At 72.8% G+C, this 18,303-nt stretch carries 18 protein-coding genes and 1 tRNA gene; 7 read left to right on the top strand and 12 right to left on the bottom strand.

From position 1 onward, the window contains the following. Window positions 1-20 precede the first annotated feature (20 nt). From IE316_RS24645 to IE316_RS24610, 8 genes are all read right to left on the bottom strand, one after another. Entirely contained in the window at window positions 21-1,391 is a 1,371-nt protein-coding gene (locus IE316_RS24645; protein ID WP_190206650.1) for a bifunctional albaflavenone monooxygenase/terpene synthase, read from the bottom strand. Between the two features lie 5 nt (window positions 1,392-1,396). Then, entirely contained in the window at window positions 1,397-2,473 is a 1,077-nt protein-coding gene (cyc1, locus tag IE316_RS24640; protein WP_190206649.1) for an epi-isozizaene synthase, read from the bottom strand. 253 nt (window positions 2,474-2,726) lie between these two features. After that, complete coding sequence (def, locus tag IE316_RS24635) at window positions 2,727-3,377, bottom strand: peptide deformylase (protein ID WP_190206648.1); 651 nt, start codon at window positions 3,375-3,377, stop codon at window positions 2,727-2,729. Window positions 3,378-3,491: 114 nt separating this feature from the next. Beyond that, entirely contained in the window at window positions 3,492-4,472 is a 981-nt protein-coding gene (locus IE316_RS24630; RefSeq protein WP_190206647.1) for a tetratricopeptide repeat protein, read from the bottom strand. Between the two features lie 396 nt (window positions 4,473-4,868). Next, window positions 4,869-5,180: a mycothiol system anti-sigma-R factor gene (gene rsrA, locus IE316_RS24625; RefSeq protein ID WP_190206646.1), complete on the bottom strand. Its 312-nt coding sequence runs from the start codon at window positions 5,178-5,180 to the stop codon at window positions 4,869-4,871. Then, window positions 5,177-5,863 (bottom strand): RNA polymerase sigma factor SigR, encoded by a 687-nt coding sequence (gene sigR, locus IE316_RS24620; RefSeq protein ID WP_190206823.1) that lies wholly within the window; start codon window positions 5,861-5,863, stop codon window positions 5,177-5,179. The genes rsrA and sigR overlap by 4 nt, the downstream gene beginning before the upstream one ends. 257 nt (window positions 5,864-6,120) lie before the next feature. Further along, a complete protein-coding gene (locus tag IE316_RS24615) occupies window positions 6,121-6,759 on the bottom strand; it encodes an alpha/beta hydrolase family protein (RefSeq protein WP_190206645.1) in 639 nt (212 codons plus the stop codon). A 1-nt stretch (window position 6,760) separates the two neighbouring features. Beyond that, a complete protein-coding gene (locus IE316_RS24610; RefSeq protein WP_190206644.1) occupies window positions 6,761-7,576 on the bottom strand; it encodes an SOS response-associated peptidase in 816 nt (271 codons plus the stop codon). A gap of 105 nt (window positions 7,577-7,681) precedes the next feature. On the opposite strand from IE316_RS24610, the gene IE316_RS24605 reads away from it, so the two are divergent. The 4 genes from IE316_RS24605 (at window position 7,682) to IE316_RS24590 (ending at window position 11,313) form a co-directional block, all read left to right on the top strand. After that, entirely contained in the window at window positions 7,682-8,404 is a 723-nt protein-coding gene (locus IE316_RS24605) for a M50 family metallopeptidase (protein ID WP_190206643.1), read from the top strand. A gap of 134 nt (window positions 8,405-8,538) precedes the next feature. After that, window positions 8,539-9,855 (top strand): 3-phosphoshikimate 1-carboxyvinyltransferase, encoded by a 1,317-nt coding sequence (aroA, locus tag IE316_RS24600; RefSeq protein WP_190206642.1) that lies wholly within the window; start codon window positions 8,539-8,541, stop codon window positions 9,853-9,855. Between the two features lie 10 nt (window positions 9,856-9,865). Then, complete coding sequence (gene rsgA, locus IE316_RS24595) at window positions 9,866-10,879, top strand: ribosome small subunit-dependent GTPase A (RefSeq protein ID WP_190206641.1); 1,014 nt, start codon at window positions 9,866-9,868, stop codon at window positions 10,877-10,879. 110 nt (window positions 10,880-10,989) lie between these two features. Continuing rightward, the gene (locus tag IE316_RS24590) at window positions 10,990-11,313 is read left to right on the top strand and encodes a DMT family transporter (protein WP_190206640.1); all 324 of its coding nucleotides are present in this window, start codon (window positions 10,990-10,992) and stop codon (window positions 11,311-11,313) included. 13 nt (window positions 11,314-11,326) lie between these two features. Here IE316_RS24590 and IE316_RS24585 read toward each other — a convergent pair whose 3' ends face one another. Beyond that, complete coding sequence (locus tag IE316_RS24585) at window positions 11,327-11,938, bottom strand: TetR/AcrR family transcriptional regulator (protein ID WP_190206639.1); 612 nt, start codon at window positions 11,936-11,938, stop codon at window positions 11,327-11,329. Between the two features lie 425 nt (window positions 11,939-12,363). Here IE316_RS24585 and hisN point away from each other — a divergent pair, with 425 nt between their 5' ends. After that, a complete protein-coding gene (gene hisN, locus IE316_RS24580) occupies window positions 12,364-13,164 on the top strand; it encodes a histidinol-phosphatase (RefSeq protein ID WP_190206638.1) in 801 nt (266 codons plus the stop codon). Window positions 13,165-13,304: 140 nt separating this feature from the next. Then, window positions 13,305-13,691: a CBS domain-containing protein gene (locus tag IE316_RS24575; RefSeq protein ID WP_190206637.1), complete on the top strand. Its 387-nt coding sequence runs from the start codon at window positions 13,305-13,307 to the stop codon at window positions 13,689-13,691. Between the two features lie 78 nt (window positions 13,692-13,769). On the opposite strand, the gene IE316_RS24570 is transcribed toward IE316_RS24575, so the two are convergent. After that, on the bottom strand, window positions 13,770-15,221 hold the full coding sequence (locus IE316_RS24570; protein ID WP_229910542.1) for a catalase: 1,452 nt from the start codon (window positions 15,219-15,221) through the stop codon (window positions 13,770-13,772). Between the two features lie 145 nt (window positions 15,222-15,366). Between IE316_RS24570 and IE316_RS24565 the strand changes: the two genes are divergently transcribed. After that, complete coding sequence (locus tag IE316_RS24565; RefSeq protein ID WP_190206635.1) at window positions 15,367-15,783, top strand: Fur family transcriptional regulator; 417 nt, start codon at window positions 15,367-15,369, stop codon at window positions 15,781-15,783. Window positions 15,784-15,896: 113 nt separating this feature from the next. Here IE316_RS24565 and IE316_RS24560 read toward each other — a convergent pair. Together IE316_RS24560 and IE316_RS24555 are read right to left on the bottom strand one after the other, a co-directional pair. Next, window positions 15,897-15,970: transfer RNA gene (locus IE316_RS24560), tRNA-Met, on the bottom strand. Between the two features lie 440 nt (window positions 15,971-16,410). Continuing rightward, on the bottom strand, window positions 16,411-18,225 hold the full coding sequence (locus IE316_RS24555; RefSeq protein WP_190206634.1) for a tetratricopeptide repeat protein: 1,815 nt from the start codon (window positions 18,223-18,225) through the stop codon (window positions 16,411-16,413). Between the last annotated feature and the right edge of the window lie 78 nt (window positions 18,226-18,303).

Here is an 18,303-nt window from a genome sequence, read left to right as displayed (position 1 = left end):
CGCGCCGGGGCGCCCGGGGGTCAGCGCGGCACGGCCCGCACCTTCAGCGCGCGCGGCCGCAGGGTGATGCCGATCCGGGGCCGGGGGTCCGAGCCGGGCGCCTGCTCGAAGCGGTAGGCGGTGGCCAGCACGGCCGTGATCAGGGTGAGTTCGGCCATGGAGAAGTGGTCGCTGGGGCACTTGCGGTTGCCCACGCTGAACGGGGCCATGGCGTACTTGGGGACCTCCCCGCTCCGCCCGGGCAGCCACCGGTCGGGGTCGAACTGCTCGGGCCGGTCGAAGGAGCGCCGGTCGCGCTGGACGGCGTACGGGCTGTAGATGACGTCCGCGCCGGCCGGAATGCGGTACCCGCCCAGCTCGGTGTCGGCCACCGTCCGCCGGGTCAGCACCCACACCGCGGGATGCAGCCGCATGGTCTCGACGACCACGTTCGCGGTGTACGTCAGCTTCCGCACGTCCTCGAAGGCGACGGGCCGGCCGCCCACCGTCCTTTCCACCTCGGCGCGGATCCGATCACCGGTCTCCGGGTGCTCGGTGAGCACCAGGAGCAGCGACATGAGCATGGAACCGACGGTTTCGCTGCCGGGCGTGAGGATCGCGATGACCTGGTCGTGGATCTCCTGTTCCCCGATGGGCTCGCCCTGGTCGTCCTTGGCGTCCAGCAGGGCCGTCAGCAGATCGTCCGGTTTCCGGCCGCTCGCCCGCCGGTCGGCGACGATCTCGTCGACCAGGAGGTGCAGATCGGCCAGGGCCCGGTTGAATTCCCGGTTGCTCGGCACGGGGACGCGGTAGAGCGGCCCGAGGGGCACGACCATGCGCTGGTACATGCCGCTGAACAGCGTGGCGAGGTCGGCGCAGATGCGCTCGGCGTGGACGTCCATGTAGCCGCCCCGCATCAGGCAGCGGGCGGAGACCCGCACGGCCGCGCGGAAGGACTCGGCGGTGACGTCGAGGACCTCCCCGGTGCTCCAGCGGTCCACCAGCGCGTACGCCTCCTCGGCCATGACCGGCCCGTACCCGGGGATCGCGTCGAGCCGGAACGCGGGCTGGATGGTGCGCCGCTGGCGCCGGTGCAGCGGGCCGTTGGCGGTGGCCACGCCCTCCTTGCCGAGCAGGCTCTCCAGGGACTCCCAGAGCGGGCCGGCGATGATGTAGTCGGGGCTGAGCGCCAGCGCGCCGGTGAGGTGCGGGGCGGTGACGGCGTACACCGTCTTGGGGCCCAGGCGGAGGCGGACCACGTCGCCGTGGTCGCGCAGCCGGGTCAGGAAGGCCAGCGGGTCGCGGGCGAGTCTCCAGCCGTGGCCGAGCAGCGGTACGGCGCCGCCCGCGACGGGCGGTTCGGACAGAGCGGTTCCGGTCGCGGCGGCGGGTCCGGCGGACTCGACGGTCATCTCTCTCACCTGGCCGCTTCGTTGTCGACGTAGGGGGGCGTGGACCGGTCGTCCCAACTGTCGACCATGTACCGGCCGGACTCGTGGTGGAACCAGTAGACGGAACTGAACCAGTTCCGCATGTTCGCCACGCAGGAGCGCACGGTGTCGCCGAGTTCCTTTCCGTCCGCGGTTCCGTCGGCGAGTGCGTCGGCGAACCGCAGCACCTCCCGTTCGGCGAGCGGGAATTCGGCGACGCATTCCTCGATACGCCGCCGCAGGTCCGCTATGGCCTCCTCCAGGGTCATTTTCTCGTGCGTGATGAGGCTGATGCCGAGGTTGTGCACCTCGTCGCCCGCGATTTCCTTCGGCAGTGAGCAGAGGTCGTTGTACCAGGCGGCGAATTCCTGGCTGAGCAGCGCGGCCCTCCGGTAGGCCGGGTGGGCGCGCACCCGGTCGGGGAGTTCGCGGCCCGCGCTCGGCTCCAGCAGATCGGTCCAGATCCAGTGCGCGAAGGTGAGCCGGCGCAGCGCGAGGTACTCCTCGACGCCGGGCACCACACCGTGCGCGCGGTTGTGGAACTCCCGGTCGTACGCCTCGATCACCGCGTGGAAGTGCCGGGCGAACCGGGCGTTCCAGGTGGCCGGCAGAAACCCGTACAGGCGCAGCACACTGTCGGCGAACCCGGCGACCAGCGGGTCCGCGTGGTGCAGATGGGTCCGGGGGGTCTCCAGGGCCGTGTGCAAGTGGCGCCGCAGCCGTCGCCAGGCGGCGGTCCGGCCGTGCACGATGTCCCGGTCGTGCCGGTCGTCCCAGACGAAGAACCAGGCGCTGAAGTCCGCGATGGCCTGGAGGACCTCGTCGGGGGCGCCCAGGTAGTAGCCGGCCATGAGGTCCGTGTAGCACAGGCCGTCGGCCTGCTCCTCCACCGTGCCGGCCGGCATGAGCCGCTTTTCCAGCAGCCACGCGCGGGTCTTCTCCTGAAGCTTTGGCCAATACTCATGGAGCCGCCGGGGAAAGGCCGCCTCGATCACCGGAAGGGCGAGCGACGGTGGGACGGCGATCGCGGTCGGTGTCGATGTGCTGCCGTGTGAGAAACGCACGAACGAACCCCTCTCAGCCGCCGAAGACGCACGCCCCTCCCGCTGTGCCGGACGTGCGCCGTTGCGTATCCCGTCCTTCCCATTCAGCACCACAACTGACCGCTCCGGGCACGGATTTGCTCCATTGCCCGGCCCGGGTGCCGGGATTCTCCTGGTGTGTGGCGGCTTTCCGGGGAAACACACGCGAACGGCGCCTGTTCCGGGCGGTGTTGCCGGACAGGCGCCGTGCGCGGGAGGGCCCTGGGGCGGGAGGTCAGTCGTTCGGGACCACCGGGTAGCGGGGCTCGTTCTCGGCCATCTGGCGCAGCGCGTCCTTGCGTTCCCGCTTGGAGAGCCGGTCGATGTAGAGGTACCCGTACAGGTGATCGGTCTCGTGTTGGAGGCACCGGGCGAAGTAGCCGGTGCCCCGCACCTTGATCGGGTTGCCCTTCTCGTCCTGCCCGGTGACCTCGGCGTAGTCGGGTCGGGCCAGCGGGGCGTACGCGGTCGGCACGGACAGGCAGCCCTCGTTGCTGTCGTCGAGGCGGCGCCGCTCGGCGGGCAGCTCGACGAGCTTGGGGTTGCAGACCACGCCGACGTGCCGGACGCCCTCGTCGTCGGGGCAGTCGTAGACGAAGACCTTGCGGTCCACGCCGATCTGGTTGGCGGCCAGGCCCACGCCCTCGGCGGTGCGCTGGCTGGCGAACATGTCCGCGACGAGCTGCTGGAACTCCTCGCCGAAGTCGGTGACGTCCGCGCACTCCTTGTGCAGCACCGGGTTCCCGACCACCGTGATCGGCCGCGAGGTGCCGCGCTCCCGCCAGGCGGCCTCGCGCTCCTCGCAGTCCTCCGTGTCGATGACGTATCCCTCGTCGTCCACGGGGAGCACGCCCACGTGCTGCTGATCGGTGTCCTGCTGCGCCATGACGGACGTACGCCTTCCTAGAAAAACAGGGGGTGTGTTGCTGATACAGGGTACGGGCCCCGGGCCCCGCCGGGGGCGCCGGGAAGTACGCGGCCGGCCACGACGAACCCTCGGCTAACACACTTCTTCAAGATCCCGCCAATCCCGGGAATCCGGACTGTCCGCCACCCACCCGTCCAGCAGCCCCCGGACCAGCGAAGCCGGCGCGGCCACCCCGCACTCCCGCTCCGGCACCCACAACTGCCCGTCCGTGCGGTGCCCCAGCGGCCCCGGGTGCCCCGGCTCGCTGTGATCGTGCGGGTCGAGGTGCTCCCCGTCGCCCTCGTCGGCCGGCATCCGCGACTCCGAGCACATCCGGCACAGCAGCCGCACGGACGACGACCAGTCCTCCGCCGCGAACCCGGCGTCCGCGGCGAGCTGCTCCAGCGCGTCCCGGTCGGACTCGGTCGCCGCCTCCAGCAGCACCACCCAGGTCGGCACCGGCGAGGGCGCCCACAGCTCGATCTCGTCGAAGACCGGGTAGGCGTGCCCGGCGGCGGTGGTCCGCTCGCCGTGCGGGACGCCGTCGTGCAGGACGACCTCGCCCCAGCGCCGCCCCGAGGACGGCAGCGGGATGGACAGCACCTCGATCCGGGCCGGGTCCAGCCGCCGCCCCCACACGACCTCGGCCTCGCCCTCGGGGGAGAGCCGGACGGCGGCGCTGCCCAGGTTCATGCCGAGCGGCTCGCCGGAGTCGGTGGCGTCCCCGGGCGGCTTCAGCCCGTACGCCTGCCAGGCGCGGCGGGCCAGCGGCCAGTCCTGCAGGGCGGTGGCGGCGATGCCGACGTTCCACCAGTCGGGCGCCCCGGCGTCCCGGTCGAGCAGCGCGACGGCCCGCAGTCCGGCCGTGCGGGCCTGCTCCCAGTCGTGCCGGAACTTGTGCAGCAGGGCCAGGTTGAACCACGACTCCGACAGCCACGGCTCCAGATCGGCGGCCCTCGTCAGCAGTGCCCCCGCGTCCTCGTACCGGCCGTCGCCGATCAGTGTGAACGCCCGGTCGGTGGCCTGCCGCCAGGAGGCGGAGGGCCGGTGCCGTCCCTTGCCGAAGATCCTCACGATTCCCGCCTGCCAGTTCCGTTCTGTGGGCTGGCTGTGCCTTCCCGCGCCCCCGGACACCCTCTCCTGCGCATCAAACCACGTACGGCCGGAAGGGCGCTCATTACCCATGGGTTACCCAACCGACGGGGAGGTAAGGCCGGCTCGGGCGAGGACCCGGGCCGATGCCGCCAGGACCTCGGGGGCGCGGTCGCCGCGGTCGCCGGGCTCAGGTGCGCGGGTGCCGCGAGGGGCCCGCCGGGACCGGCGCCCCGGGACCTGTCGTCGCAGGCGTCGACGGCCCGGACGATCCGCGCGGCGGGCGGCTGGGCCGACCGCCCGCCAGGGGGTGAGCGCAGGTGTGCGCGCGGGGAGGAGGTGCGGGCCGACGGCCCGCGTTAGCACGTTCGGGTGAGGTCAGGATTCCCGCCGGGTGGCCGGCGAGGCCGTGACGTCGTGCTCGGGCACGGCCTCCCCGGAACGGATCAGCTCGATCCGCCCCATCACCTTGGAGCGCAGGTCACCGGGCACGTCGTCATGTCCGCAGCACCGCTTGACCAGCTTCTTCACGGCCTGCTCCAGACCGTACTTCTCCAGGCACGGCGAGCACTCCTCGAAGTGCGTCTCGAACTTCGTGCACTCCGTGTCGGGCATCTCTCGGTCGAGGAACTCGTAGAGATGATCGAGGATCTCGCTGCAATCCGTCTCGTGCGGCTCTCCGCAGCTCATGACCCCGAGCCTTTCGCTTCGTTCGACTCTCCGGCGCCGGCCGGGACCAGACCGCGGTCGCGGGCGTAGTCCTCCAGCATGCCGCGCAGTTGGCGGCGCCCACGGTGCAGGCGTGACATCACGGTCCCGATGGGTGTCCCCATGATGTCCGCGATCTCCTTGTAGGCAAAGCCCTCGACGTCCGCCAGGTACACGGCGATGCGGAATTCCTCGGGGATGGCCTGGAGGGCCTGCTTCACGTCCGAGTCGGGCAGGTGGTCCAGCGCCTGGGACTCCGCGGAGCGCAGGCCCGTGGACATGTGCGACTCGGCGCGCGCCAACTGCCAGTCCTCGATCTCCTCGGCCGCGCTGCGCTGGGGTTCGCGCTGCTTCTTGCGGTACGAGTTGATGAAGGTGTTGGTGAGGATCCGGTAGAGCCACGCCTTGAGGTTGGTGCCCTCACGGAACTGATGGAAGGACGCGTACGCCTTGGCGTACGTCTCCTGCACCAGGTCCTCGGCGTCGGCCGGGTTGCGCGTCATGCGCAGCGCGGCCGAGTACATCTGGTCGAGGAACTCGAGCGCGTCCCGCTCGAAGCGCGCGCTGCGCTCCGCGGTCGTTTCCGCGCCCGTGCCGCCCGGGCCCTCGGGCTGCTCCGCCTGGCCGTTTTCGGTCCCTGCGTCGGTACCGGTGACCGGACCCACCTCCTCCAAAGCCGTCATGGGACCGAACCCGGCCCCACTCGAATCGGAGGATAGACGACTTCCCGGTCCGCCCGCCGCCCCAATAGGGGTGGTCTTCGCCGCGTGCAGCACCGTCCACTCCAGGTCGGGGCGGCTGCGTCGGCTCGGGCAGAAGGTGGAACCCATGCGGCGGACTTCCTTCCCTACGGCTTCGGTACTGGGGTCCCAGCACGTACGCACCGCACAACAGCGGCCGGGCGCCGGTCATTCCCTGGAGTTCACTCCAGTGATCCGACCCACCCGGCGACCGCGTCGGTCAGCACCGCGAGGGCCTCGTCCTGGCCGATCGGGGCACGTTTGGGCACGGCGAAACCGTGGTCGCCGTGGGCCACCTCGACCAGGCGGTGGGGCCCCTCGGGGAACTCCCCGGGCCGGCCGAAGGGGTCGTTGCCGCCCTGGACGACCAGGGTGGGGACGCCGGTGCCGAGCAGCTCGGCGGCGCGGGACTTCTCGGGCCGGCCCGGTGGGTGCAGCGGGAAGCTCAGGGCGAGGACGGCCCGGGCGCCCAGCTCGGCGGCGGTGCGGCAGGCCACCCGGGCGCCGGCGCTGCGTCCGCCGGAGATCACCGGCGGGCCGGGGGCGGTCAGCGCGGGCCAGACGCCCCGCCACCCGGCGTCCAGGGTCTTCGGCGCGGGCGCGAGCCTCTTGCCGGCCACCCGCCAGGGCTGCTCGACGAGGGCGACGGTGACACCGTGCGCGGGCAGGGCGCGGGCGAGTGCCTGGAGGTCGCGGGCCTCGACGCCGCCGCCGGCGCCGTGGCCCAGGGCCAGCACGTACCGGGGGCGGCCGGCCGGGTACCAGGTGAGGCGGGCGGGGCCGGCCTCGGTCCCGATGGTCTCGGTGATCTCTGTGCTCACGCTAGAAGAGTGTGCCCTCCACCGGGCCCTCCAGCTCCTTGAGCAGCTCCGGGCCGTTGTTGCGGACGTTGCTGACGGCGGTGGTGACCGGGTAGGCGCGCATCAGGCCGCCGGGCGGCGGCGCGAGCAGCGGCATCAGGTCGTCCGGGTCGGTGCGCGCCGGGTCCAGCCAGGCGTCCCAGCGGTCCGGGGTGAGCATCAGGGGCATCCGGGGGTGGATCTCGGCCAGCGAGCGGGGGCCGTCCTCGGGCGCCGCCGCCAGGGGTGCCGTCTCGGCCTCGGTGGTGATCACCGAGCAGGTCGCCCACCAGGCCAGCGGGTGGTCGTCGGGCAGCGTCCGGTCCCGCCAGAACTCGTACAGCCCGGCCATGGCGAAGACCGAGCCGTCGGCCGGGGTGACGAAGTAGGGCTGCTTGCGGGGCCGCTTCCGGCGGCCCTCGACCTCCAGGTCCCGCTCCTGCTTGCCGGTGACCCACTCGTAGTAGCCGTCGGCGGGCAGGATGCAGCGCCGGGTGGCGAAGGCGCGGCGGTAGGAGGGCTTCTCGTGGACGGTCTCCGCGCGGGCATTGATCATCCGGGCGGCGCCCTCGGGCGTCTTGGCCCAGGACGGGACCAGGCCCCACTTCAGCTTCCGCAACTGGCGAACCGGGGCCGGGTCGCCGGCGTCCTTCAGAGGGCGGTCCAGGACCGCGTAGACCTCCTTGGTGGGAGCCACGTTGTAGTCGGGCTCCAGGGTCTCCTCCGGTTCCCACTTGTCGATCTCGAAGATTCCCGCGAGATCCTCGGGTCCACGACTCGCCGCATACCGTCCGCACATACGTGCCACACTGCCAGGCCCGCCCGCCTCCCGGCCACCACCCCCCGGAGCGGGCGCCGCACCCCGCACCCGTCCGACCGCGTCCACGAGGAGCCCGCACCGAACATGGACCGCCTCGCCTCCGCCTCGCTCACCTCCCTGTGGGACGAGATCTCCGGCACCCAGCCCGACCCCGACCTGTGGGTGGTGCTCGCCACCCTGGCCGCCGCGCTCGCGGTGGTGGTGCTGCGGCTGCCGTGGCGGATAGCCCGCAACGCCATCACCATCGCCCACGAGGGCGGCCACGGGCTGGTGGCGCTGGTCACCGGGCGCACGCTGACCGGCATCACCCTGCACTCGGACACCAGCGGCCTGACCGTCAGCCGGGGCAAGCCGCACGGCCTGGGCATGATCCTCACCGCCGTCGCCGGCTACACCGCTCCCCCGCTGCTGGGCCTCGGCGGCGCCGCGCTGCTGGCGACCGGGCGGATCACGCTGCTGCTGTGGCTGGCGACGGCGCTGCTGCTCGCCCTGCTGGTGATGATCCGCAACGCCTACGGGGCGCTGACGGTGTTCCTGACCGGCGGCACGTTCGTGCTGGTCTCCTGGTTCGCGGGGACGCAGGTGCAGGCGGCGTTCGCGTACGCGGCGGTGTGGTTCCTGCTGCTGGGCGGGGTGCGCCCGGCCTTCGAACTCCAGGCGAAGCGGGCCCGGGGCGGGGCCGGCGACTCGGACGCGGACCAACTGGCCCGGCTCACGCACGCGCCCGCGGGGGTGTGGTTCTTCCTCTTCCACGCGGTGTCGCTGTGCTCGCTGATCGGTGGCGGGCGCTGGCTGCTTGAAGTGTGAACGGGACATGTGGCACATCACCACTCCAAGCACCACAGCATATATGCACGACACATACCATGACGTTGTTTCGGTCCGGTTTCGCCATTTTTGATCAAGATCTCCGATCGGCCTCAGCCACTAAAGTGGGGCCCATGACCGTGAACCCCGCACACACCGCCCTCTGGCCCGCCCCGCACGCGAGCGGAGCCGTCGACGCGACGGTCCAGGTGCCCGGCTCCAAATCGGTCACCAACCGCGCCCTGGTGCTGGCCGCCCTCGCCTCCGAACCCGGCTGGCTGCGCCGCCCGCTGCGCTCCCGCGACACCCTGCTGATGGCCGGCGCGCTGCGGGCGCTGGGCGTGGGGATCGAGGAGGGCGTCGGCCCGGACGGCACCGGGGAGTTCTGGCGGGTGATCCCGGCCGGCCTGCACGGCCCGGCCACCGTCGACGTCGGCAACGCCGGCACGGTGATGCGCTTCCTGCCCCCCGTCGCCGCCCTCGCCGACGGCCCCGTCCGCTTCGACGGCGATCCGCGCTCGTACGAACGCCCGCTGCACGGCGTGATCGACGCGCTGCGCGTCCTGGGCGCCCGGATCGACGACGACGGGCGCGGCGCGCTGCCGCTGACCGTGCACGGCAGCGGGGCCCTGGACGGCGGCCCGGTCGAGATCGACGCCTCCTCGTCCTCCCAGTTCGTCTCCGCGCTGCTGCTCTCCGGCCCGCGCTTCAACCAGGGCGTCGAGGTCCGGCACACCGGCTCCACGCTGCCGTCGATGCCGCACATCCGGATGACCGTCGACATGCTCCGCGGGGTCGGCGCCCAGGTCGACACCCCCGAGTCGGGCGGCGAGCCCAATGTGTGGCGGGTGACGCCGGGCGCGCTGCTCGGCCGGGACCTGACGGTGGAGCCGGACCTGTCCAACGCCCAGCCGTTCCTGGCGGCGGCCCTGGTCACCGGCGGCAAGGTGCTGATCCCCGACTGGCCGGCCCGCACCACCCAGCCCGGCGACCGGCTGCGCGAGATCTTCACCGAGATGGGCGGTTCCTGCCAACTGACCGACTACGGGCTGGAGTTCACCGGCTCCGGCGCGGTGCACGGCATCGACGTGGACCTCTCCGAGGTGGGCGAGCTGACCCCCGGTATCGCCGCGGTCGCCGCCCTCGCCGACTCCCCCTCGACGCTGCGCGGCGTCGCCCACCTCCGGCTGCACGAGACGGACCGGCTGGCCGCGCTCACCAAGGAGATCAACGAACTCGGCGGTGACGTCACCGAGACCGCCGACGGCCTGCACATCCGCCCCCGGCCCCTGCACGGCGGCGTCTTCCACACCTACGACGACCACCGCATGGCCACGGCCGGCGCGATCATCGGCCTCGTGGTCGAGGGAGTCCGGATCGAGAACGTGGCGACCACGGCCAAGACCCTGCCGGACTTCCCCGAGCTGTGGACCGGGATGCTCGGGGCATAGGGGTTCCGCCATGCGCCGCTACGGCAAGCACACCGACGAGGACGACATCCGCACCCGTCCGGGCCGCCGCAACACCCGGCCCCGGACCAACATCCGGCCCAAGCACGAGGACGCCGCCTGGGGCATGGTTCTCACCGTCGACCGGGGCCGGCTGACCTGCCTGGTCGAGGGCCGCACCATCACCGCGATGAAGGCCCGCGAACTGGGCCGCAAGGCCGCGGTGGTCGGCGACCGGGTGGCCCTGGTCGGCGACCTGTCCGGGCAGAAGGACACCCTCGCCCGGATCGTCCGCATCGAGGAGCGCACCTCGGTGCTGCGCCGCACCGCCGACGACGACGATCCCTACGAGCGCGTCGTCGTCGCCAACGCCGACCAACTGGCCATCGTCACCGCCCTCGCCGACCCCGAGCCGCGCCCCCGGCTCATCGACCGCTGCCTGGTCGCCGCCTTCGACGGCGGGCTGACCCCGCTGCTGGTGATGACCAAGTCCGACCTCGCCCCGCCGGACCAACTCCTGGAGCTCTACGGCGACCTGGACATCCCCTACGTGGTCACCAGCCGCGCCGAACTGGAGACCGGCGACGCCGCCGACCGCGTACGCGAGCATCTGCACGGCAAGATCACCGCCTTCGTCGGCCACTCCGGCGTCGGCAAGACCACCCTGGTCAACGCCCTGGTCCCCGAGGACCTGCGGCGCACCACCGGCCATGTCAACGCGGTGACCGGCCGCGGCCGCCACACCACCACCTCCGCGCTGGCGCTGCCGCTCTCCTCCGACACCGGGAGCTGGGTCGTGGACACCCCGGGCGTACGGTCGTTCGGGCTGGCCCACATCGACCCGTCCCGGGTCATCCACGCCTTCCCCGACCTGGAACCCGGTACGGCGAACTGCCCGCGCGCGTGCAGCCACGACGAGCCCGACTGCGCGCTGGACGCCTGGGTCGCCGAGGGGCACGCCGACCCGGCGCGGCTGTACTCGCTGCGCCGGCTGCTGGCCACCCGGGAAGCGAAGGAAGGCGACTGACCCTCGCGTTGTCCGGCTCCCCGGGGGCCGGTAAGTGCATAATCGCACCAAGCCGGATTCAAGCCTGCGCAAAAGCGGTCACGGTACCGGGGACTACGGGAGGACGACGGATGGCGTGGCTGCTGGTGATAGTGGCCGGACTGCTGGAGACCGGCTTCGCGGTGTGCCTGAAGCTGTCGCACGGCTTCACCCGGCTGTGGCCGACGATCGCGTTCGCCGCGTTCGCGCTGGGCAGCTTCGGTCTGCTGACCCTCTCCCTGAAGAAGCTCGACGTGGGCCCCGCGTACGCGGTGTGGACCGGCATCGGCGCGGCCGGCACCGCCATCTACGGCATGATCTTCCTCGGTGACCTGGTCTCCACGCTGAAGATCGTCTCGATCAGCCTGGTCATCCTCGGCGTCATCGGCCTCCAGCTCTCCGGCTCGGCCCACTGACCCCCGCCGCCCGCTACGGCGCCGGCTGCCGCGCCAGCGCGGTGCGTACGAGATCGGCGACACCGCCCTCGCCCGGCGGCGGCGCGGTGACGCAGGACAGGGCGAGGCGGACGGCCAGCTCGCAGGAGCGGGCCAGCTCGGCGGTGTCCGCCCGGGGGACGCCGGGCGCGGCGAGCGCCGCCACGGCGCGGTCGCGGACCAGGGCCACCAGGTCGCCGGGTGCGGGCAGCGGGCCGTCCGCCCGGCGCTGCGCCGGGACCGCGGCGGAGGACGGCACCGCGGTCAGCGCCGGCGCGGGCAGCCGGGCACCCCAGCAGCCGGTGAGCAGGGCGCGGACCAGGACGTTCCCGCGGGCCGCCGACGTGGTCCACTCGGCGGTCGCGGTGAGCCGCTCCCGGGGGTCCCCGGCGCCGGCCAGGGCGCGTTCGACGCCGGCCAGATAGGCGTCCGCCTCCCTGCGGACGAGGGCGCGGGCGAGTCCCTCCTTGCTGCCGAACTCGTTGTAGAGCGTCTGCCGTGACACCCCGGCGGACGCGGCGACGTCCACCATCCGCACCGCCGACCACGGCCGCCGCGCCAGTGCCGCATAGGCGGCGTCGAGCAGGGATTCCCGCGCTGCAGGCATCATCGCCTCCCTCGGGGAGCAACTCTGCGCACAGATTTGACGCGCCCACGAACGCTGTCAATACCCACCGCACGGCCACGCAGCCTGCGGGCAATCGTGCGCCGCCGCCTGCGGGCAGTCGTGCGCCGCCGCCTGCGGGCAGTCCCGCGCCGCAGCCTGCGGGCAGTCACGCCGCCGTCTGCGGGCAGTCGTGCCGCTGGGGCGGCACGGGTGGGCGCAGGCGGCACCCCGCGACGCCGGGCTGCGCAACGCCCCCGCCTCGGCCCCGCCGACCCGCACCCTGCACCGCCGGGGCGCACAACGCCCCCGCCCCACCGACCCGCCCCGCACGACACCGGGCCCCGCAACGCCCCCCGCCCCACCGACCCGCCCCGCGCAACGCCCCTGCTGGCCCGCCCACTCCCCCGGCCGATACGGTGACGTACATGCCCGACTACCTCGACGACCTCCGCCTAGCCCACGTCCTCGCGGACGCCGCCGACGCCACGACGATGGACCGCTTCAAGGCCCTCGACCTCAAGGTCGAGACCAAGCCGGACCTCACCCCCGTGAGCGAGGCCGACAAGGCCGCCGAGGAACTGATCCGCGGACACCTCGCCCGCGCCCGCCCCCGCGACGCCGTCCTCGGCGAGGAGTACGGCGTCGAGGGCACCGGCCCCCGCCGCTGGGTCGTCGACCCGATCGACGGCACCAAGAACTACGTCCGCGGCGTCCCCGTCTGGGCCACCCTCATCGCCCTGATGGAGGCCGGCGAGGGCGGCTACCAGCCCGTCGTCGGCGTGGTCTCCGCCCCCGCGCTGGGCCGCCGCTGGTGGGCCGCCAAGGGCCACGGCGCCTTCTCCGGACGCAGCCTGACCTCGGCCTCCCGCCTCCAGGTCTCCCGCGTCTCGCGGATCTCCGACGCCTCCTTCGCGTACTCCTCGCTCACCGGCTGGGAGGAGCAGGGCCGCCTGGACGGCTTCCTGGACCTCACCCGCGAGGTCTGGCGCACGCGCGCGTACGGTGACTTCTGGCCGTACATGATGGTCGCCGAGGGCGCGGTCGACCTGTGCGCCGAACCGGAGCTGTCCCTGTGGGACATGGCGGCCAACGCGATCGTCGTCACGGAGGCCGGCGGCACCTTCACCGGCCTCGACGGCCGCCCCGGCCCGCACAGCGGCAACGCGGCCGCGTCGAACGGACTGCTCCACGACGAACTGCTGGGCTATCTCAACCAGCGCTACTGAGACGGACGGGGCAACTGGGACGACCGTCGCGCGACGCCCTCTTGTTGGCCTCCGCCGCGCCTGCCACTCTGAGAGTCCCCCCACTTGTGAACTTGTGAATCCATGCACCAGTCCCATGGATCACCAGGAGGTGGCTCCCCATGCTCGTCCGCGACGCCATGACCACGGTCGTCCTGACCGTCGGCCCCGACCACACCCTCCGCCAGGCGGCTTCCCTGATGGCCGCGCGCCGGGTCGGCGCGGCGGTGGTGTACGACCCCGACGCCGGCGGCATCGGCATCCTCACCGAACGCGACGTCCTGGAATCCGTCGGCCGCGGCCAGGACCCGGACGCCGAACGCACCCACGCCCACACCACCGGGGACGTCGTCTTCGCCAGCCCGGCGTGGACCCTGGAGGAGGCCGCGCGGGCGATGGCGCACGGCGGCTTCCGCCACCTCATCGTCCTGGACGGCGGCGAACCGGCCGGCATCGTCTCGGTCCGCGACATCATCCGCTGCTGGGTCCCGGCCCGCGTCCCCGTCTGAGCAGACGGAACGGGCCGGACCCCTCGGGTGAACGAGGAGCCCGGCCCGCCGCTACGACAAGCGATCCAGTGCTGGTGGTCAGCCGCGCAGGGCCTGGACCGCGGCCTCCAGCCGCTTGCCGAAGTCGACGTCCGCCTGGCGGAAGTTGTTGATCGCGCGCTCGATGATGTCCTCGCGCGAGACCTTGGAGATGGAGCCCGCCAGGTTGTTGATCAGGCGCTCCTTCTCGTCCTCCGTCATCAGCCGGTAGAGGTTGCCGGCCTGGACGAAGTCGTTGTCCTCGGCGTGCACCGGCGCCTCGGTCTCACCGGTGACACCGGTGACCGCGACCGGCTGCCACAGCGGGCGGTCCGTCTGGAAGGGGCCGCCGAAGCTGTTCGGCTCGTAGTTCTTCGCGCCCTTGTGGCGGCCGTCGTACAGGTAGCCGTCCCGGGCGTGGGTGCGCGCCTCGGTGGCGTGCGGCCGGTTCACCGGCAGGTGGTCGGCGTTGATGCCGACGCGGTAGCGGTGGGCGTCGCCGTACGCGAAGAGACGGCCCTGGAGCATCTTGTCCGGGGACGGCCCGATGCCGGGCACGAAGTGCGCCGGGGAGAAGATCGACTGCTCGACCTCGGCGAAAATGTTCTCCGGGTTGCGGTTGAGCTCCAGCTTGCCGAACCAGACGATCGGGTAGTCCGCGTGCGGCCACACCTTGGTCAGGTCGAACGGGTTGAAGCGGTAGGTCGCCGCCTCGGCCACCGGCATGATCTGCACGCCGACCGTCCAGGACGGGAAGTCGCCGCGCTCGATGGCCTCGCGCAGGTCGCGCTGGTGCGAGTCGGGGTCCTTGCCCGCGAGGATCTCGGCCTCCTCGGCGGTCAGGTTCTTGATGCCCTGGTCCGTCTTGAAGTGGTACTTGACCCAGAACGCCTCGCCGGCCTCGTTGTTCCACTGGAAGGTGTGCGAGCCGAAGCCGTCCATGTGGCGGTACGAGGCGGGGATGCCGCGGTCGCCGTGCAGCCAGGTCACCTGGTGGGTGGACTCGGGCGACAGGCTCCAGAAGTCCCAGACGTTGTCCGCCTCCTGGCTGCCCGTGTACGGGTCGCGCTTCTGGGTGTGGATGAAGTCGGGGAACTTGATGGCGTCCTTGATGAAGAACACCGGGGTGTTGTTGCCGACGAGGTCGTAGTTGCCCTCCTCGGTGTAGAACTTCACCGCGAAGCCGCGCGGGTCGCGGACGGCGTCCGCGGCACCCAGGTTGCCGGCCACGGTCGAGAAGCGGAGGAAGACCTCCGTCTCCTTGCCGACCTCGGAGAGGAACTTGGCGCGGGTGTACTTGGTGACATCGGCGGTGACCGTGAAGGTGCCGTAGGCCCCGGCCCCGCGGGCGTGCACGACCCGCTCCGGGATGCGCTCACGGTTGAAGTGGGCCAGCTTCTCCAGAAGGAGCTGGTCCTGGACGAGCACGGGGCCACCGACGCCCGCGGTCTCACTGTTCTGGTTGTCGGCTACCGGTGCACCGGCCTCCGTAGTGAGCGGTCCCTGAGTCACGTGGGCCTCCTGCGCCATTCCGTGCAAAACCTGTCGCTTGGCTAATGCCAGGCTCGATCCTACAATGGACAATGTCTAAGTCAAGTAAAGCTCCAAAGTCACACCTGTTCGGGACTCGGTCCCCCCTCCTGTTAGGCTGGACTGCATGAGTGACCTACTGGAACGGCTGCGTGGACGCGGATGGCGCATGACCGCTCAGCGGCGCGTCGTGGCCGAGGTCCTGGACGGTGAACACGTCCATCTGACGGCCGACGAGGTGCACGCCCGGGCCGTCGCCAAGCTCCCGGAGATCTCCAGAGCGACGGTCTACAACACGCTGGGCGAGCTGGTCACCCTCGGCGAGGTCCTCGAGGTCGCCACGGACAAGCGCGCCAAGCGGTACGACCCCAACGCCCACCGTCCGCACCACCACCTGGTGTGCGCGCGGTGCGGGGCGATCCGGGACGTCCACCCGAGCGGCAATCCGCTGGCCGACCTCCCCGACTCGGAGCGCTTCGGCTTCACGGTGTCGGACGTCGAGGTCACCTACCGCGGTCTGTGCCCCAACTGCGCGGCGGCGTAGTACGCCACCCGAGCCCCCGGTGTCCCTGGACGCCGGGGGCTTTTCGCGTGCGGGACGTGCCCGCAACACACCGAGGGCCGGAACCCTTTCGGATTCCGGCCCTCGGCCTTCAGTAGCGGGGACAGGATTTGAACCTGCGACCTCTGGGTTATGAGCCCAGCGAGCTACCGAGCTGCTCCACCCCGCGGCGATGAATGCAACGTTACGTCAAGGATGCGGGCAGAGGCAAATCCCTTCCCACGAACCCCACCCGGGCCTCCGCCCCCGACGGGCCGCGGCCGGTGGGCGGCGGCCGACGCGCCACGGCCCATGGGCCTCGACCGTGAGCCGGGGTCGACGACCACGGTCCACGACCTCGGGGCCCCGGTCGACGCGCCACGGCCGATGGACCTTGACCGGGTGAGCCGGGGTCGACGGCCGACGGCCCACGACCCCAGGACTCCGGCCGACGCGCCACGGCCGATGGACCTCGGCCGTGTGAGCCGGGGTCGACGGCCGACGGCCCACGACCCCAGGGCCCCGTCGACGCGCCTCGGCCGATGGACCTCGACCGGTGGGCCGGGGGTCGGCAGGCCCCGGCCGATGCGCCCCGGCCGATGCGCCCCGGCCGGCAGGCCAGGGCGCTCGTCACGCCGACAGTTCCTCACGCAGCGCGTCCCGGAGGCGGGCCGCGCGGCCGGCCACCTCGGCGGGGCCCAGGGAGGCGGCCCGGTCGGCCCAGCGCTGGCCCTCGGCCAGCTCGCCCCGGCGAGCGCAGACCAGGGCGAGCCGGAGCGCGGCCCGGCCGTGCCCGGCGTCGGCGGCGCGGGTCCACCACACCGCGGCCTCGGGCTCGCTGCCCTCCCGGGCCAGCAGCAGCCCCAGGTTGAACGCGCCGTTGCGGGACCCGGCCTCGGCCGCCGCCCGGTACCAGCGGGCGGCCTCCACCGCATCGCCCCGCGCGGCGGCGAGCATCCCGACCCGGACCTGGGCCCGGCGGTGCCCCTGGGTGGCCGCCCGCTCGTACCACTCCTCGCACTCGGTCTTCTCGTGCGCCGGCTCGCCCAGCTCGTGCGCGGGCGCCGGCGGCCGGCGCGCGTCGAGCAGGGTGGCCAGCCGGTACGCGGCCTCCGCGCTGCCGCCCCCCGCCGCGCAGCGCAGGTACCGCTCGGCCTCCGACTCGTCGCCGTCGCGCAGCCTGGCCATGCCGACCTGGAGCGCGGCCTCGGTGTGCCCGGCGGCGGCGGCCCGCTCGTACCAGCGCAGCGCCGCCGCGTCCTCGCCGCGCCCGGCGTGCAGGATGCCGAGGTTGAAGGCGGCGTCGACGCTGCCCGCCTCGGCGGCCTTGGAGAACCAGGGCTCGGCGCCGGTGCGGTCGCCGCCCTGGAGCAGCAGGATCGCCAGCGCGTTGGCGGCCTCGCGGTGCCCGGCGTAGGCCGCGCGCCGGTACCACTGCTCGGCCTGGGCGGTGCGGCCCTGCTCGGCGCAGAGCAGCCCGAGGTTGTACGCGCCGTTGTCGTCGCCCGCGTCCATCGCCGCGCGGTACCAGCGTTCGGCGGTCTGGGTCTCGCCGCGCTCGGCGTGCAGCGCGCCCAGCGCGTTGGCCGCGTTGCCGTCGCCCTCCTGGGCGGCGCGCAGCCACCACACGGCGGCGCTCTCGGTGTCCCCGGCGTCGCGCAGCAGGAAGCCCAGCGCGCAGGCGGCGCGGGTCTCGCCGTCCTTGGCGGAGGTCAGGTACCAGCGCCCCGCCTCCTTCAGCTCGCCGCGCTTCTCCAGGATCGCCCCGAGGTGCAGCGCGGCCCGCCGGTGTCCGCGCGCGGCGGCCTGCCGGTACCACTGCTCGGCCTCGTGCGCGGCCGACTCGGCGTCCGTGCCGGTCGCCGTCCCCGCGCGTCTGTCCAGGGCTCTGGCCAGCCGGTACGCGGCCTCCCGGTGCCCGCGCTCCGCCGCCGCCCGCATCCAGCGCTCGGCCGTGGCGTCGCCGCGGTGCTCCAGCAGGTCGGCGAGGGCGTAGGCGCCCAGGGTGTGGCCCTGTTCGGCGGACTGGCGCAGCCAGTACTCGGCGGCGGGCTCGTCGCCGCGCTCGCGGAAGTGCCGTCCGAGCGCGTGCGCCGCGGCGGCGGAACCGGCGACGGCCGCGATCCGCCACCATCCGGCGGCCTCGTCGGCGTAGCCGCGCTGGTGCAGCAGGACGCCCAGGTTGTTGGCGGCGGCGCGGTCGCCCGCGGCGGTGGCGGCGCGCAGATGGGGCTCGGCTCCGTCGAGATCGCCGCGGCGCAGCAGCATGGACCCGAGGACGCTCATCGCCTCGACGTCACCGGATTCGGCGGCGAGCCGCCGGCGCACTTCCTCGGCCGCCTCGTCCGCCACCGCGTCGGCCTCGTCCCCGGCCACGGCGGAACGGGCAGGCTGCGCAAATCGCCCTGTCTCGTACAGAGTTGCCTTGTCCCCCATAACGTCCATCGTCGCACCACCTGCAGCCTGGGTACACCTGGTATACCGCAGTCAGTGAGGTCACTTCAGCGTTTTGTCGACATGCCC

Source organism: Streptomyces fumanus (assembly GCF_014655295.1).
Classification (GTDB): Bacteria; Actinomycetota; Actinomycetes; order Streptomycetales; family Streptomycetaceae; genus Streptomyces; species Streptomyces fumanus.
This window is presented reverse-complemented; position numbering and strand designations above follow the sequence as displayed.